14 protein-coding genes are annotated in these 15,879 nt (G+C 58.8%); 12 read left to right on the top strand and 2 right to left on the bottom strand.

The window, feature by feature from the left end; genetic code table 11:
* The first annotated feature begins 13 nt into the window (after nucleotides 1-13).
* The 11 genes from pyrH to lpxB all read left to right on the top strand — a co-directional run bounded on the left by pyrH (nucleotide 14) and on the right by lpxB (nucleotide 11,101).
* On the top strand, nucleotides 14-736 hold the full coding sequence (gene pyrH, locus KQ933_RS06685; protein ID WP_183729532.1) for a UMP kinase: 723 nt from the start codon (nucleotides 14-16) through the stop codon (nucleotides 734-736).
* Between the two features lie 51 nt (nucleotides 737-787).
* Entirely contained in the window at nucleotides 788-1,348 is a 561-nt protein-coding gene (gene frr / locus KQ933_RS06690) for a ribosome recycling factor (RefSeq protein ID WP_216757921.1), read from the top strand.
* Nucleotides 1,349-1,385: 37 nt separating this feature from the next.
* On the top strand, nucleotides 1,386-2,129 hold the full coding sequence (locus KQ933_RS06695) for an isoprenyl transferase (protein WP_183729527.1): 744 nt from the start codon (nucleotides 1,386-1,388) through the stop codon (nucleotides 2,127-2,129).
* Nucleotides 2,129-2,959, top strand: coding sequence for a phosphatidate cytidylyltransferase (locus KQ933_RS06700; RefSeq protein WP_216757922.1), 831 nt, complete (start codon nucleotides 2,129-2,131; stop codon nucleotides 2,957-2,959). Before KQ933_RS06695 ends, KQ933_RS06700 begins: the two co-directional genes overlap by 1 nt.
* 29 nt (nucleotides 2,960-2,988) lie before the next feature.
* A complete protein-coding gene (gene rseP / locus KQ933_RS06705; protein WP_216757923.1) occupies nucleotides 2,989-4,122 on the top strand; it encodes an RIP metalloprotease RseP in 1,134 nt (377 codons plus the stop codon).
* A 201-nt stretch (nucleotides 4,123-4,323) separates the two neighbouring features.
* Nucleotides 4,324-6,663 carry an outer membrane protein assembly factor BamA gene (gene bamA, locus KQ933_RS06710; RefSeq protein WP_216758833.1) on the top strand — a complete coding sequence of 780 codons (2,340 nt, stop codon included), beginning with the start codon at nucleotides 4,324-4,326 and terminating at the stop codon, nucleotides 6,661-6,663.
* 50 nt (nucleotides 6,664-6,713) lie between these two features.
* Nucleotides 6,714-7,775, top strand: coding sequence for a UDP-3-O-(3-hydroxymyristoyl)glucosamine N-acyltransferase (lpxD, locus tag KQ933_RS06715; RefSeq protein WP_216757924.1), 1,062 nt, complete (start codon nucleotides 6,714-6,716; stop codon nucleotides 7,773-7,775).
* Nucleotides 7,768-8,235 (top strand): 3-hydroxyacyl-ACP dehydratase FabZ, encoded by a 468-nt coding sequence (gene fabZ / locus KQ933_RS06720; RefSeq protein WP_183729515.1) that lies wholly within the window; start codon nucleotides 7,768-7,770, stop codon nucleotides 8,233-8,235. The genes lpxD and fabZ overlap by 8 nt, the downstream gene beginning before the upstream one ends.
* Nucleotides 8,232-9,050 (top strand): acyl-ACP--UDP-N-acetylglucosamine O-acyltransferase, encoded by an 819-nt coding sequence (lpxA, locus tag KQ933_RS06725; protein ID WP_216757925.1) that lies wholly within the window; start codon nucleotides 8,232-8,234, stop codon nucleotides 9,048-9,050. Before fabZ ends, lpxA begins: the two co-directional genes overlap by 4 nt.
* A gap of 3 nt (nucleotides 9,051-9,053) precedes the next feature.
* Nucleotides 9,054-9,935 carry an LpxI family protein gene (locus tag KQ933_RS06730; RefSeq protein WP_216757926.1) on the top strand — a complete coding sequence of 294 codons (882 nt, stop codon included), beginning with the start codon at nucleotides 9,054-9,056 and terminating at the stop codon, nucleotides 9,933-9,935.
* Nucleotides 9,932-11,101, top strand: coding sequence for a lipid-A-disaccharide synthase (lpxB, locus tag KQ933_RS06735; protein ID WP_216757927.1), 1,170 nt, complete (start codon nucleotides 9,932-9,934; stop codon nucleotides 11,099-11,101). The genes KQ933_RS06730 and lpxB overlap by 4 nt, the downstream gene beginning before the upstream one ends.
* 33 nt (nucleotides 11,102-11,134) lie before the next feature.
* Here the strand turns inward: lpxB and gltA are convergent, their stop codons facing one another.
* Nucleotides 11,135-12,424, bottom strand: coding sequence for a citrate synthase (gene gltA, locus KQ933_RS06740; protein WP_183729503.1), 1,290 nt, complete (start codon nucleotides 12,422-12,424; stop codon nucleotides 11,135-11,137).
* Nucleotides 12,425-12,765: 341 nt separating this feature from the next.
* Here gltA and KQ933_RS06745 point away from each other — a divergent pair, with 341 nt between their 5' ends.
* Complete coding sequence (locus KQ933_RS06745) at nucleotides 12,766-15,138, top strand: ComEC/Rec2 family competence protein (RefSeq protein WP_253958341.1); 2,373 nt, start codon at nucleotides 12,766-12,768, stop codon at nucleotides 15,136-15,138.
* Here KQ933_RS06745 and lexA read toward each other — a convergent pair.
* Nucleotides 15,119-15,841 (bottom strand): transcriptional repressor LexA, encoded by a 723-nt coding sequence (gene lexA, locus KQ933_RS06750; protein WP_216757929.1) that lies wholly within the window; start codon nucleotides 15,839-15,841, stop codon nucleotides 15,119-15,121. The genes KQ933_RS06745 and lexA overlap by 20 nt on opposite strands.
* Nucleotides 15,842-15,879 lie beyond the last annotated feature (38 nt).

Consider the following 15,879-nt stretch of genomic DNA (forward strand, 5'->3'; position numbering starts at 1 on the left):
ACGAGGAGCCAACATGACGTCGGAGCCAATCTATAAACGTGTTCTACTCAAGGCTTCCGGAGAAGCCATGATGGGTGCCCAGGGGTTCGGCATCGACGTTGCGGTGGCAGATCGCATCGCGTCCGACATTGCCGAGGCGAGGCACATGGGTGTCGAAGTCGGCGTCGTTATCGGCGGCGGTAACATCTTTCGCGGCGTGGCTGTTGCATCCAAGGGTGGTGATCGTGTCACCGGCGATCACATGGGCATGCTCGGCACCGTTATCAACGCGCTGGCGCTGGCAACGTCGCTGCGCAAGCTGAACATCGATACGGTGGTTCTCTCGGCAATCTCCATGCCGGAAATCTGCGAAAGCTTCTCGCAGCGCGCGACCCTCTATCATCTGTCGCTTGGCAGAGTTGTGATTTTCGCCGGCGGCACTGGAAATCCCTTCTTCACGACCGATTCCGCTGCCGCGCTTCGCGCCGCCGAAATGGGCGCTGAGGCAATCTTCAAGGGCACGCAGGTGGACGGCATCTATACAGCCGATCCGAAGAAGGATCCGGACGCGACCCGTTTCGACCATCTGAGCCATAAGGAGGTTTTGGACAGGGGCCTTGCCGTGATGGATGTCGCAGCCGTTGCGCTGGCGCGAGAAAATTCCATTCCGATCATCGTTTTCTCGATCCACGAGAAGGGGCGTTTCGGTGAAATCTTGACGGGCGGTGGTCTCAAGACCATCGTATCCGACAACTGATAGGGAGCTGCGCCGCTGACGGCGCAAAACTTCTGAGACGGGAGCATAGACATGAGTGAAGGTATCGACATCAAGGAATTGAAGCGCCGTATGGACGGTGCCATTTCCTCGTTCAAGAGCGACATTGCATCGCTGCGCACCGGCCGTGCTTCGGCCAACATTCTCGATCCGGTGACGATTGAAGCCTATGGTTCGCGCATGCCGCTGAACCAGGTTGCGAATATTACGGTGCCCGAGCCGCGCATGCTGACGGTATCCGTCTGGGACAAGAGCATGGTCGGCGCCGTGGATCGTTCGATTCGCGAATCGAATCTCGGCCTGAACCCGATCGTCGATGGTCAGAACCTTCGTATCCCGCTGCCGGAGCTCAACGAAGAGCGCCGCAAGTCGCTCGTCAAGGTGGCGCACGACTATGCCGAAAAGAGCAAGGTCGCGATTCGCCATGTTCGTCGCGATGGCATGGACGGCCTTAAGAAAGCCGAAAAGGATGGCGTAATCGGCCAGGACGAAAGCCGGGCACAGGCGGAACGCGTTCAGAAAATGACGGACGAGACGATTTTGGAAATCGACCGCTTGCTTGGCGAGAAAGAAAAGGAAATCATGCAAGTCTAGTATACTTGCGTCCTCGCCAAGAAAGACCGGACGGAAAATGTCGGAAACCTCATTTTTGACTGCGCCAGAACACGTTGCGATCATCATGGATGGCAACGGCCGTTGGGCAAAGCAGCGCGGCCTGCCGCGGACGATGGGACACCGCAGGGCGGTCGAGACCGTTCGCCAGACCGTGCGCACCGCAGGCGATCTGGGCATCAAGTACCTGACGCTCTTTGCCTTCTCCTCGGAGAACTGGCGCCGCCCGGAGGCCGAGGTCACTGATCTCCTCGGCCTGCTGAAGGCTTTCATTCGCAGCGATCTCGCGGAACTCCATCGGCAGAATGTACGCATCAGGGTGATTGGCGACCGTGTCAATCTGCGCAGCGACATCCTCAAGCTGTTGCTGGAAGCCGAGGAGACGACCAAGGCCAATACGGCACTCACCCTCGTCATCGCCTTCAACTACGGCTCTCGCGACGAGATCGCCCGCGCCATGATGAGCCTTGCCAAGGATGTGGAGGAGGGGCATCTCCGGTCGCAGGATATCACGCCCGCGTTGATCAACGCCCGGCTCGATACGGCCGGTATCCCCGACCCTGATCTCATCATCCGCACCAGCGGCGAGGAGCGGCTTTCCAACTTCCTTTTGTGGCAGGCTGCCTATTCGGAATTCGTTTTCCTGCCGGAATACTGGCCGGATTTTAGCCGTGAGCTCTTTCTTTCAGCGCTCGAGAAATTCGCCTCGCGTGATCGCCGCTTCGGCGGACTGTCCGCGCAGGCTGCAGCAGTGAACACCTGATGAAGCAGGAACTGAAGCTCCGCATCGTTTCAGGCCTGATTCTCGCAATCGTCGTTCTTGCCGCAACCTGGTATGGCGGCCTTATCTTCCGCGTCGTGGCGGCAGCGATCGCTCTTCTGATCTATTACGAATGGTCGACGATAACAGGCATTGCCCGTGACCCGGTCACCAACGTGCTCGGCTGGGTGGGTGAGGGGCTGGTTGCCCTTCTCGTTCTGGCCGGCGCGTTCGAATATGCCCTGGGAATGCTGATTGCCCTGACTGCGGTTGGCATTGCCATGATCTTTCTGCATCGTGCCAGCCGCTGGTTCGCGCCAGGGCTTTTATACGCCGGCGGGACCGGACTGACGCTCGCTGCGATCCGCGGTGATGAGACACTAGGTCTCTATGCGATGCTCTTCATCTTCGCCGTGGTCTGGGCGACCGATATTCTCGCCTATTTCGTCGGCCGCGCGCTCGGTGGCCCAAAGCTTGCGCCGCGCATATCGCCCGGCAAGACCTGGTCGGGGGCGGTCGGCGGGGCCATTTCCGCCGTCATTGCCGGAGCTGTCATTGTCCATTTCCTGATTCCGCAAGCCCAGGATCAAGCAGCGGTAATTGCGCTTGTCCTGTCCGTTTTCAGCCAGTCAGGCGATCTTTTCGAGAGCTTCATCAAGCGAAAATTCGGCGTGAAGGACTCAAGCCGTCTCATTCCGGGGCATGGCGGTGTCATGGACCGTGTCGATGGACTGATTTTCGCCTGTTTTTCAGCGTTCTTGCTTGCTGGTCTTTTTTCGCTGATAAAGGGCGGCGGAACGACGTCGCTCGGTGCGGCGTTGTTCGGCCTTTGATCATTACGGCCAGATAGAAGAAGGAACTCATGGAAGCGGTGACCGGCATATTTGGTTTTTTGACGGGCTATATCGTCCCCTTCGTCATCGTGCTGTCGCTGCTCGTCTTCGTGCATGAGATGGGCCACTATCTCGTCGGACGCTGGAGCGGTATCCGTATCCTTGCCTTCTCCGTCGGCTTCGGCCCGGAGATTGCCGGTTTCACCGATCGCCACGGAACGCGCTGGAAGATCTCGGCGATCCCGCTCGGCGGCTATGTACGCTTTTTCGGTGATGAGGATGCCTCCAGCAAGCCGGATACGGACAGGCTTGCCGCTATGACGGACGAAGAGCGCGAGCGTTCTTTCGCCGGTGCAAAGCTGTGGAAGCGTGCTGCAACGGTCGCCGCCGGTCCGATTGCCAATTTCATCCTGGCCATTGCCATCTTTACGGTCCTTTTTTCGATCTATGGCCGGACGGTGTCCGATCCAGTCGTCGCTGAAGTAAAGCCGGATAGTGCTGCCGCGGCAGCCGGCGTACTGCCCGGCGACCTGCTCTTCTCCATCGACGGCACTAAGGTCCAGACCTTCGACGACGTGCGCCGTTATGTCAGCATCCGTCCGAACCAGAGCATCGTCGTGACCGTCGAGCGTAACGGCGAAAAGATTGACCTGCCGATGGTGCCGCAGCGCACCGATATCACCGACCAGTTCGGCAACAAGATCGAGATCGGCCTGATTGGAATCGTCACGAACGAAGAAGTCGGCCACTTCCGCCTGCAGACCTTCACGCCGCTGGAAGCGCTGCATGAAGGCGTGATCCAGACCTGGCATATCGTGACTGGCACCTTCAAATATATCGGCAACCTGCTCAATGGATCGATGAAAGCTGACCAATTGGGTGGTCCGATCCGCGTGGCGCAAGCTTCGGGCCAGATGGCTACGCTTGGAATAGGTGCGTTGCTGCAGCTTGCTGCGGTTTTGTCGGTTTCGATTGGATTGCTGAATTTGATGCCGGTCCCGGTACTTGATGGCGGCCACCTGATGTTCTATGCGGTGGAAGCGGTTAGGGGAAGGCCGCTCGGTTCTTCGGCTCAGGAAATTGCGTTTCGCATTGGCCTGGCCATGGTTCTTACATTAATGGTTTTTGCCACCTGGAATGACATTAGCGCGCTCATCGGCTAGCGCGTAAAAGATAGGGAAAATTACTGTTTATTTACGATGTTTCAAAGCTGTAGTGGCGAATGGGTCACGCTTCGAAATGAAGTAAACAGAAATTAACGAGCTCCCTTGCTTGTATGTCAAAAGCGGGTAAAACGACACACGTGGCCGGAATCGGGGGGCTTCCCTGGGGCCGGAGACGAGGGAAAAAAGGTAATGGGTGAAATGAAGGCTGGTTCAAGGTTTTTGAACGCAGTATCGGCGATTGCGCTGTCTGCTGGTGTTGTTGCTTCTGGCGCAGGTGCTTTGACTTTCGTTTCGGCTACGGCTGCGGAGGCTGCTGTCGTTCAGCGGATAGATGTCCACGGTGCAAGCCGCGTCGGTGCTGAGGCCGTCCGGTCGAACCTCACCATTACTCCCGGCAAGAGTTTCTCCAACACCGATATCGACGACTCGGTGAAGCAGCTTTACGGCACCGGCTACTTCTCCGACGTCAAGATCTCGGTTTCGGGCGGCACCCTCGTCGTCAACGTTCAGGAAGCACAGCTCGTCAACCAGGTGGTCTTCAACGGCAACCGCAAGGTCAAGGACGACAAGCTGGCAGCTGTCGTCAAGACGCATGCCGCTGGTCCCTATAGCGATGCACAGATTCAGTCCGATATCGCCGCGATCAAGGAAGCCTATGCTGCTACCGGACGCAGCGAAGTCGAAGTGACGACGCAGGTCGTTCCGCTCGGCGAAGGCCGCGTCAATCTTGCTTTCGTTATCAATGAAGGCGACCGCACGAAGATCGACGCCATCAATTTCGTTGGTAACCAGGCCTACAGCGCCGGCCGTCTCGCTGCCGTCATTCAGACCAAGCGTTCGAATTTCCTCTCGTTCCTGACCCGCAAGGACGTCTACAACGAAGACAAGCTGCACGCCGACGAAGATGCGCTGCGCCAGTTCTACTACAACCGCGGTTATGCCGACATGCGCATCGTTTCTTCCGATGCTGCTTTCGACGAATCGACGAACAAGTACACGCTGACCTTCAATATCGAGGAAGGCCCGCGCTACGACTTCGGTGCGGTTACCGTCCAGTCGACCGTTGAAGGCGTCGATGCCCAGCAGCTGCAGGGGCTGGTCAGAACCCGCGAAGGTCAGGTCTACAACGCCAAGGAAGTTCAGAAGTCCATCGAAGCGATTTCTGATCAGGTTGCTTCGGCCGGTTATCCCTTCGCTCGCGTTACCCCACGCGGCAACCGCGACCTGAACAATAATACGATCGGCGTCGAATACCTCGTCGATCAGGGCGAGCGCGCCTATGTCGAGCGTATCGAAATCCGTGGCAACAGCCGCACGCGCGATTACGTTATCCGCCGCGAGTTCGATCTCAGCGAAGGCGACGCCTTCAATCAGCAGATGATCACCCGCGCGAAGCGCCGTCTCGAAGCGCTCGGCTACTTCTCCTCGGTCAATATTTCGACCCAGCCGGGCAGTTCGCCTGACCGCGTCGTCATCGTTGTCGACGTGCAGGATCAGTCGACGGGTTCGTTCGGTATCGGTGCCGGTTACGCGGCCGGCGGCGACGGCCTGCTGCTCGAAGCCTCGATCGAAGAAAAGAACTTCCTCGGCCGCGGTCAGTACATCCGCGTTTCGGCCGGTGGCGGTCAGGAAGGCTCGCGCGCTTACGGCATCAACTTCACCGAGCCCTACTTCCTCGGCTATCGCCTTGCCGCTGGTTTCGACGTCAATCACAGCGAGACGTCGAGCAACGACAACTACGATTACGAAGAAACCAGCGGTGTTCTGCGCGTAACGGCCCCGATCACCGAAGATCTGGCGACGACGTTCCGCTATAACTACAAGCAGATGAAGTACGATTCCAGCGGAAGCAGTCTGGACGATTTGTCCGCGACCTATCAAAACCTGGTCAACGACAGCCCGTGGACGCGGTCTTCCATATCGCAGACGCTGACCTACAATACGCTGGATGACACCGTCCTGCCGCGTGAAGGTATCTACGCTACTGCGACACAGGAAATCGCTGGCCTCGGCGGCGACTCGCAGTATTATAAGATCTACGGTAAGGCTCGTTACTACCATCTGCTTGCTGACGACGCCGATATCATCGGTTCGCTCTCGGCTTCGGCTGGTTATGTTGTCGGCTTCGGCGATCACCTGAACGTCTTCGACCAGTTCACATTGACCAATTCCGATATTCGCGGCTTCGAAAACAAGGGTATCGGCCCGCGCATCACCAACCCGGACGATCCGCTCGGTGGTACCACCTACTTCACCGCTTCTGCCGAAGCAACGTTCCCGATGCCGGGCTTCCCGCGCGACTTCAACCTGCGCGGCGCAGTCTTCGCAGACGCCGGCACGCTGTTCGGCAATGATGTCGAACTCCTTGGTTCGGATACTGCACAGGGTACGGACGCGCAGTTGCGTGCTTCGGTCGGTCTCGGCCTGATCTGGCAGTCGCCTTTCGGCGCGCTCCGCGTCGACTATGCGATCCCGGTCGTAAAGGAAGACTTCGACAAGACCCAGCGCTTCAAGTTTGGCATTAACAACCAATTCTGATATCGGCAGTCCGGAACTGTAAATTTCAATTCCGTTCTGGAGTTTTGCCGATGGAGCAAAATACTTTTTTTCCGCCCCATGAAGGCGTGCGGCTCTTTGAGTTGGCGCAATTTCTTGGGGCGGAACTTGGCAATTCCGCTCATGGCGATGTCATCATCCGTTCTGTCTCGCCGATAGCGAGAGCGCAGGCGGGGGATATCTGTTATATCCTCTCTCGCCGTAACCGCGACGAGCTTCTGAGTTGCGAGGCTTCGGCCGTGATTTGTGATAAGGCCTTGGCTGAGCTGGTGCCGCCGCATATCCCTGTGGTGATTTCCTCCAATCCACATGCTGCCTTCGCGATGGCTGGCGGGTTTCTCTATCCTGCAGCTCTCAAGCCGGTGACGTTTTCGTCCGGCGAGACGGAGATTGCGCCGAGCGCCATCGTCGATCCGACCGCCAGGCTTGAGAAGGGCGTGATTGTCGAGCCGATGGCAATCATCGGCCCCGGCGCGGAGATCGGCGAGGGCACGCGCATCGGCGCTCAGTCGATCATCGGTCCCCACGTCAAGATCGGCCGCAACGGTTCGATCGGAACGGGCGTGAGCATTCTCTGCGCGCTCATCGGCAACGGCGTCATCATCCATAACGGCGTCCGTATCGGCCAGGATGGATTCGGTTACGCGCCGGGTCCACGCGGCATGATCAAGATCGTGCAGATCGGTCGCGTCATCATCCAGGATAATGTCGAGATTGGCGCCAATACGACGATCGATCGCGGCGCCATGGACGATACCGTCATCGGCGAAGGAACCAAGATCGACAACCAGGTCCAGGTCGGCCACAACGTCCGCATCGGACGCCATTGCGCCATCGTTTCGCAGGTTGGTCTTGCCGGCAGCACAATCGTCGGCGATGGCGTACAGATCGGTGGACAGGTCGGCCTCAAGGGACATATCACCATAGGCGATGGCGTACAGATCGCCGCAAAAAGCGGTGTGATGACCGATCTTGCCGCCGGCGGTCGCTATGGCGGAATACCTGCCCGTCCTCTAAATGACTATCTGAAAGACGTTGCCCAGCTCATGGCAAAATCCGGAGCGCGCGGAAAAAAGGGAGGCAAGAATGACTGAGGAAACTGCCGCCACGCTCTCTTCGGCGGATATCATGGAAATCATGAAGCTGCTGCCGCATCGCTATCCGTTTCTGATGGTCGACAAGATCGTCGATATCGATGGTGACAACGCCGCCGTGGGCATCAAGAATGTGACGGTCAACGAGCCGCATTTTACCGGCCACTTCCCTGATGCGCCGATTATGCCAGGCGTTCTGCTGGTCGAAGGCATGGCGCAGACTGCGGGCGCGATCTGCGCCAAGAAAGAGGGCCAGACCGGCAACCTCGTCTATTTCATGACGATCGACAATGCCCGCTTCCGCAAGCCGGTCGTGCCGGGCGATCGCGTTGAATTTCACGTGCAGAAAATAAAGCAACGCGGCAATATCTGGAAATTCCATTGCGACGCAAAGGTCGACGGCGCGCTCGTCGCCGAGGCCGATATCGGCGCGATGATCGTACGTAAGGACAACGCATGAGCATGATCGCCGCAAGCGCCAGAATTCATCCGATGGCCGTAGTCGAGGACGGTGCCACGGTCGGTGAAGGCGTGGTGGTCGGCCCGTTTTGTCATGTTGGCCCCAAGGTCACGCTTCAAGACAATGTCGAACTGATCAGTCACGTGGTTGTTCTCGGCCTGACGACCGTAGGCGCCGGTACGCGTATATTTCCTTCGGCCGTTATTGGTGGCGACTCGCAAAGCGCCCGTCACAGCGCTGTCGACACGTCGCTGATCATCGGTCGCAATTGCACGATTCGCGAAGGCGTTACGATGAACACCGGTACCGTCGAGCATGGCGGTTCGACTGTCATTGGTGACAACTGCCTTTTCCTTGCCTATTCGCATGTCGCCCATGATTGCCGGGTCGGCAACCATGTCATCATGTCGAACAATGTCATGCTGGCTGGCCATGTCTCTGTTGGCGATCACGCGATCATCAGCGGCGGCGCGGCAGTGCATCAGTTCACCCGAGTTGGTAAATATGCCTTTGTCGGTGGTCTCTCGGCCGTCAGCTACGATGTCATTCCCTACGGCATGCTGAACGGCAATCCCGGCATTCTGAGCGGTCTAAACGTCGTCGGCATGACGCGCGCCGGCATTGATCGTGCTGTCATTCATACGGTTCGCCGCGCCTATAAGGCGATCTTTGAGGGTGCCGGTTCGATCCGCGAGAATGCTGCCCAGCTTCGCGACGAATATGCCGATTGCGAGCAGGTGATCGAGATCCTCGATTTCATCGCCGCCGAGAGCGATCGCGCGCTGTCTTCGCCAAGCCGGGGGCAGAAGGGCTGATCTGTGGCTTCCGCTGGCGACACTGCTGAAGGCCGGCTGGCGATCATTGCCGGCGGCGGCCTTCTGCCGTCCTATGTCGCCGAGGCTGCGCGTTCGGCTGGCGAAAATCCTGTTATCGTCATTCTGAAGGATGAGGGCGACCGTCGCTGGGATGGTTTCGACCACGCCACGATCGGTATCGGTGATTTCGCTGCCCTGGATGGGCTCTTCAAAAAATATCGCATCGGCCGTGTCGTCATGTCGGGCAGCGTGCGTCGCCGGCCGGAGTGGCGTGAGGTGCGGCCGACGCTGCGCATCCTGACCAAGGTGCCCGCCGCCATTCGCACGCTGCTTTCTGGTGGCGACGATACTGTTCTGCAGATGGTGATCAAGCTGATAGAAGGGCGAGGCCTGCGCGTCGTTGGCGCCCATGAGATTGCACCGGACCTGCTTGCGACTGCAGGTCCGCTGGGCGTGGTTTCGCCCAATGAAGAGGATCGTCGTGATATAGCGCGCGCAGGCAAGGCGGCGGAGGTGCTCGGCGGTCTGGATATCGGGCAGGGCGCGGTTTCGATCGGCGGACGCGTCGTTGCTGTCGAGGGCGTCGAGGGTACGGACGGCATGCTTGACCGTGTGGCGACCCTGAGAGCAGCGGGCCGTATTTCATCGCGCCGGCGCGGCGTGCTGGTCAAGCTTTGCAAGCCACAGCAGGATATCCGCGCCGATTTGCCGGCTATTGGTGTGTCCACCGTGCTCAATGCCAAAGCTGCCGGACTTGCGGGAGTGGCTATCGAAGCCGGCCGATCGTTGGTGCTTGATCGCGACGCGCTCATCAAGGCGGCAGACGAGAACGGTCTTTTTGTCTGCGGTATAGACAAGGGCTTGCCGGGATGGGGGCTTGCATGAGTGACAGGCCGTTGAAAATTGCTGTCGTAGCCGGCGAAGTATCCGGCGATCTGCTTGGCGCCGATCTCGTTGCAGGGCTGCGGAAGATCCATTCCGGCCCCATCGAACTCGTCGGCGTCGGCGGCGAGGGGCTGCAGGCCGAAGGATTGAAATCTCTCTTTGATTTCTCCGAGCTCTCCGTCATGGGTATCACGCAGGTCCTGGCCAAGCTGCCGACGCTGTTTTCCCGCATTCGGCAAACGGCAGCGGCGATCATTGCGGCAAAGCCCGATATCTTGCTCATCATTGACAGCCCGGATTTCACCCACCGTGTCGCCAAGCGTGTGCGCACAGCGCTGCCTGATCTGCCTGTCGTCAATTATGTCTGTCCGAGCGTCTGGGCATGGAAGGAATATCGTGCCCAGCGCATGCTCGCCTATGTCGACCATGTGCTGGCTGTACTTCCTTTCGAACCGGCGGTGATGCAGCGTCTCAACGGGCCGGCTACCACCTATGTGGGCCATCGTCTGGTTGCCGACGCGGCGCTTCTGGAGACCAGGCGTCTGCGCGCTGGCCGGCACCCCGGCGCCGGTGCGATCCTGCTTCTTCCCGGCTCGCGTTCCTCCGAGATCAAGAAGCTCCTGCCTTATTTCGAGGCCGCCGCCAATGATCTCGTCGCCCGCAATGGACCGATGCGCTTCATCCTGCCGACCGTGGCGCATAGGGAAGCGTTTGTGCGGGAAGTGACGGCGGGATGGGCGGTGAAGCCGGAAATCGTTGTGGGCGCCGAAGCGAAATGGAAGGCTTTCGCCGAAGCCGATGCCGCCATGGCGGCGTCCGGGACCGTAATCCTGGAACTGGCGCTCGCCAATGTCCCCGTCGTTTCCGCTTACAAGGTCGATTGGATCATGCGCATGCTGACATCAGGCATCAAGACCTGGACTGGCGCTCTGCCCAATCTGATCGCAGACTATGCGGTCGTACCGGAATATCTGAACGACATCGTTCGTGGTGCAAGCCTCGCACGCTGGATGGAAAGGTTGTCGGCCGACACCTATCAGCTCAAGGCGATGAAGGAAGGTTACGAGCTCATCTGGCAGCGTATGCAGACGGAAAGTCCCCCGGGGGAGCACGCGGCGAAGATATTGCTCGATGTTCTCGCCAACAAAAAACCCGGTCATTCCTGACCGGGTTTTCTTTTCTTGTCTCGAAGTCAGCGCTTAGCGCTTGGAAACCGGCACGTAATCGCGCTTCGGCTCGCCAATATAGAGCTGGCGCGGACGGCCGATGCGCTGTTCCGGATCTTCGATCATTTCGTTCCATTGTGCGATCCAGCCGACGGTACGGGCGAGAGCGAAGAGCACGGTGAACATCGTGGTGGGGAAGCCCAGAGCCTTCAGAGTGATGCCCGAATAGAAGTCGATGTTCGGATAGAGCTTCTTCTCGATGAAATAGGAGTCGGTCAGAGCGATACGCTCCAGTTCCATCGCGACTTCGAGAAGCGGATCGTCCTTGATGCCGAGTTCGCCGAGAACTTCATGCGTCGTCTTCTGCATGATCTTGGCACGCGGATCGTAGTTCTTGTAGACGCGATGACCGAAGCCCATCAGGCGGAACGGGTCGTTCTTGTCCTTGGCGCGGGCGATATATTCGGGAATACGGTCAACCGTGCCGATCTCCGTCAGCATGTTGAGGGCTGCTTCGTTGGCGCCACCGTGAGCGGGACCCCAGAGGCAGGCGATGCCGGCTGCGATGCAGGCGAACGGGTTCGCGCCGGAAGAACCGGCGAGGCGGACCGTCGAGGTCGAGGCGTTCTGCTCGTGATCGGCATGCAGAATGAAGATGCGGTCCATGGCGCGCGAAAGCACCGGGTTGACCACATATTCTTCGCAGGGAACGGCAAAGCACATGCGCAGGAAATTCGACGCGTAATCGAGGTCGTTCTTCGGGTAAACGAAGGGCTGGCCGATATGGTACTTGTAGGCCATGGCAGCGAGCGTCGGCATCTTGGCGATCATGCGCAGGCTGGCGACCATGCGCTGGTGCGGATCGGTGATGTCGGTGGAGTCGTGATAGAAGGCCGAAAGCGCGCCGACGCAGCCGCACATGACGGCCATCGGGTGGGCGTCGCGTCGGAAGCCGGTGAAGAAGCGGCTCATCTGCTCGTGCACCATCGTGTGGTGCGTGACGCGATAGTCGAAGTCTTTCTTCTGGGCGGCGGTCGGCAGTTCGCCGTAGAGCAGCAGGTAGCAGACTTCCAGGAAGTCGCCGTGCTCGGCAAGCTGCTCGATCGGGTAACCGCGATGCAGCAGAACACCTTCGTCGCCGTCGATATAAGTGATCTTCGATTCACAGGATGCGGTCGACGTAAACCCGGGATCGTAGGTGAAGGAGGCCGTATTTTTATAAAGTGCACCGATATCGATGACGTCAGGTCCGACCGTGCCTTTTCGGACGGCGAGGTCGACTGATTTGTCACCGATTTTGATTGTAGCGCTTTGATCCGTCATGCTGATCCTCCGGAGTGGCGGTGGCGCCGCAAAAGCGCCATAAGAGTTAAGCGTCCTAAGCGATAGCTATATGATCGCGAAGCTAATGCCAAGTTACCGTGATGCCATTTTGTGCATCGCGGCATCATCTTTTAGGCAGTGCAGCGATGAGCCCCATGCATATCAGAACACCATGATTTGACTGGATTTTTCGTTCGCGTGAATTTTCCTCGTATTTCAATCGATTATTGTTTGCGCGTTTTGAACACAGGTTGCATTCTGCCGATATCCGGGGGCGGGTCCAAGCGATTATGACGGGGTTCGAGACAAGAGAACGGCAGGCGCAATCCGTTGATGCCAAGATGGATTTTGCCGATGTCGCACCGCGCGCCATTGTGACGCAACCGGTAAGGACGCAAGCTGCTGTTCCGCTGCAGTGGCGGCTGATTGGCATTGCGAAACAACACGCCGAATCGTCTATTCGCATGGCCGGGGAAGAGGCTGGCCACGGTCGCCTCATTCTCTTCTCGCCGGTCTTTCTCGGTGCGGGTGCCGCGACCTGGTTTCTGGCAGTTTCGGATTTTCCGGCCATCTCGCTTGGTCTCTGCCTGTTTGTCCTCCTCCTTGCCGTTGCGCTCTGCGGATATGGCCGGACGAAATTGCGGGCGACGCTGCTTGCTCTGCTTCTCTTTGCCGGTGGAATGCTTTCGGCACAGGTCGAAACATGGCGGGCGCGGACCTTGATCCTGGATTCCGCCGTAACGACAACGGTGACCGGCCGCATCGAGCGTCGCGAAGGCGATGGAAGAGGGCGCTGGCGCTATATTCTTGCTGTTACCGGAACGGATGCTCCCGAGATCAAGCGTCCACCCAAGCGCATTTCCGTCCTGGTCCGGGGCGCCACGCAGCCCTTTGAGCTTGGTGACGTCATCGAGGGCAGGGCACGTCTCACGCCTCCGGCGGGACCGGCACTTCCCCACCTCAACGATTTTGCCTTCAGCGCCTATTTCGATGGCATTGGTGCCAACGGCTTTTTCTATGGTGCGCCGAAAAAGACTGCCTCGCAGCCGCAGCAGGCGGGCTCGTTCGGTGAGGCGACCCTGGAATGGCTCTATCGGCTCAGGAGCGGCATCGGCGATCGAATCCGCTCCGTCCTGCCGGGTGATACCGGCGCCTTTGCTGCTTCACTTGTCACCGATGAGAGACGGGCGATCTCGGATGAAACGACCGAGGCGCTGCGGCAATCCGGCCTTGCCCACATCATCGCGATCTCCGGTCTCAATATGGCGCTCTCCGCCGGCATCTTCTTTGTCGGCCTGCGGGTCATCCTCAGTCTTTTTCCCGCCATTGCCCAAGCATGGCCGACCAAGAAAATCGCGGCGGCCGGCGCGCTCGCTGCGGTGACGGCTTATTATCTGATCTCGGGTTTTGCCGTCTCCGCCGAACGCGCTTTCATCATGATGGCGATCATGCTGGTTGCCGTCTTCTTTGACCGGCCGTCGATCAGCCTTAGAAACGTGGCGCTGTCCGCGCTCGTGATCCTTGCAGTCTCGCCATCGGAGGTGCTGGGGCCGAGTTTCCAGATGTCCTTTGCCGCAACGCTTGCCCTGGTCGCCGGTTACGACCTCTGGAAAGTGCGTCCGATGCGGGAGAATGCCTTTGCCAAGCTGCCGATCCTCAAACCTGTCCTCATGATTGGCGGCTTCTTCGGCGGCATTTTCCTGACGTCGCTCATTGGCGGTTTCTCGACCGCGCTGTTTTCGATCGATCATTTTCACCGGCTGACTGCCTACGGCCTGCCGGCAAATCTCGCGGCCATGCCTGTCATTTCCTTCATCGTCATGCCTGCCGGGATGCTGGCGATGCTGCTGATGCCTTTTGGCCTCGATGGCCCGATGTGGCAGATCGCAGGATTCGGGCTCGATCTGGTGATAAAAATCGCAAAGACGGTATCGAGCTGGGGCGGCAATATCGATGTGGGCCGTTTGCCCGGCTGGTACTTCCCGACAGCCGTCTTCGGGTTTCTGCTGCTAACCTTGCTCAGAACCAGACTGCGGCACGCCGGAACAGCAATCGTTGCGGTTTCCACGCTTGCCGTCGCGTTGCTTCCGGTCGAGGCGATGCCCGACATCACCATCGCCGAAGATGGCGGCCTGGTTGCTGTTGTCGATGGAGAGGCGATAGCTTCGAATCGCGAAAAGCCTCCTGCCTTCATCTTCGAACAATGGCAGCGGGCGCTTACCATGGAAGAGCATCGAAAGCCGTTCATGCTCCAGGCTGTCAATGTCCCCGCTGCGCCTGAAGGCAAACAGCTGCAGCTGTCACGGGATCAGCAGGACGAAGCCAGAGCAGCAATGAGACATGCCGCCGCAAGCTCGCCATCGCGCTTCTCCTGCCAGAAGGGCGCCTGGTGCACTGCCTTGCTCGGGAATGGAAAGAAACTGACGATCATCGACAATGCAGCCTATCTCGGGCCGGCCTGCGATACGGCCGATATCGTCGTTACCCCTGTCCGTTTGCGGTTTGACCATTGTCGCTCCGGCGCATTGCTCTTTACTGGCGAGACACTACGCAGAACAGGCTCGATCGAACTTCGTTTTACCGATAAGGGAACTGAGATCACAACTGCATTCGACACGTTGCGACGGCCCTGGATGCGCCACCGTGCCTATGATTGGCGCAGCGACAGTTTCGCAGACGCCAGTACGTCACCAGTCAGTGATAGCGGCGAATGAGGCCGACGAGCTTGCCCTGGACCTTGACGCGATCCGGCGGGAAGATGCGCGTCTCATAAGCGGGGTTTGCTGCTTCGAGTGCAATCGATGCACCCTTGCGGCGAAAACGCTTGAGCGTCGCTTCCTCCTCGTCGACGAGTGCCACGACAATATCACCGGGATTGGCGGTGCTGCCGTTGCGGATGATGACCGTGTCGCCATCGAAGATGCCGGCTTCGATCATCGAGTCGCCACGAACCTCGAGCGCATAATGCTCACCCGAGCCCAGCATGTCGGCGGGAACATTGATGTCGTGCGTATTGTTCTGGATTGCCGAGATCGGCACGCCGGCGGCGATGCGCCCCATGACCGGCACAGAAATCGAATTGCCGTTGTCGGCAGCAGGTGCAGGCTTTGCCGGAGCGGGAGCCAACGGCTGAGGCTTTCCGAGGCTGCCCTCGATGACGCTCGGCGAAAAGCCGCGCCGAGGCTGCAGGCTTGGGCTGTAGGCTTCCGGCAACTTGATGACTTCGAGCGCGCGTGCCCGGTTCGGAAGCCGGCGAATGAAGCCGCGTTCCTCAAGCGCCGTGATCAGCCGGTGAATACCGGATTTAGAGGCAAGATCCAGCGCATCCTTCATCTCGTCGAAAGACGGCGGAACGCCTGACTCCTTCATCCTTTCGTGAATGAAAAGAAGGAGTTCCTGTTGTTTGCGTGTGAGCATGGCGTGTACCCCAGTCTTGAAACAAATCCAGAACGGAC

The sequence above is a fragment of the Rhizobium sp. WYJ-E13 genome, assembly GCF_018987265.1.
GTDB lineage: Bacteria > Pseudomonadota > Alphaproteobacteria > Rhizobiales > Rhizobiaceae > Rhizobium.

Excerpts from the sequence above, each read along its gene's own strand:
- gltA (WP_183729503.1), bottom strand. The coding sequence starts at position 12,424 with ATGACGGATCAAAGCGCTACAATCAAAATCGGTGACAAATCAGTCGAC.
- frr (WP_216757921.1), top strand. The coding sequence starts at position 788 with ATGAGTGAAGGTATCGACATCAAGGAATTGAAGCGCCGTATGGACGGT.
- KQ933_RS06700 (WP_216757922.1), top strand. The coding sequence starts at position 2,129 with ATGAAGCAGGAACTGAAGCTCCGCATCGTTTCAGGCCTGATTCTCGCA.
- rseP (WP_216757923.1), top strand. The coding sequence starts at position 2,989 with ATGGAAGCGGTGACCGGCATATTTGGTTTTTTGACGGGCTATATCGTC.
- lpxB (WP_216757927.1), top strand. The coding sequence starts at position 9,932 with ATGAGTGACAGGCCGTTGAAAATTGCTGTCGTAGCCGGCGAAGTATCC.
- KQ933_RS06695 (WP_183729527.1), top strand. The coding sequence starts at position 1,386 with ATGTCGGAAACCTCATTTTTGACTGCGCCAGAACACGTTGCGATCATC.
- lpxA (WP_216757925.1), top strand. The coding sequence starts at position 8,232 with ATGAGCATGATCGCCGCAAGCGCCAGAATTCATCCGATGGCCGTAGTC.
- lpxD (WP_216757924.1), top strand. The coding sequence starts at position 6,714 with ATGGAGCAAAATACTTTTTTTCCGCCCCATGAAGGCGTGCGGCTCTTT.
- pyrH (WP_183729532.1), top strand. The coding sequence starts at position 14 with ATGACGTCGGAGCCAATCTATAAACGTGTTCTACTCAAGGCTTCCGGA.
- bamA (WP_216758833.1), top strand. The coding sequence starts at position 4,324 with ATGAAGGCTGGTTCAAGGTTTTTGAACGCAGTATCGGCGATTGCGCTG.
- lexA (WP_216757929.1), bottom strand. The coding sequence starts at position 15,841 with ATGCTCACACGCAAACAACAGGAACTCCTTCTTTTCATTCACGAAAGG.
- KQ933_RS06745 (WP_253958341.1), top strand. The coding sequence starts at position 12,766 with ATGGATTTTGCCGATGTCGCACCGCGCGCCATTGTGACGCAACCGGTA.
- fabZ (WP_183729515.1), top strand. The coding sequence starts at position 7,768 with ATGACTGAGGAAACTGCCGCCACGCTCTCTTCGGCGGATATCATGGAA.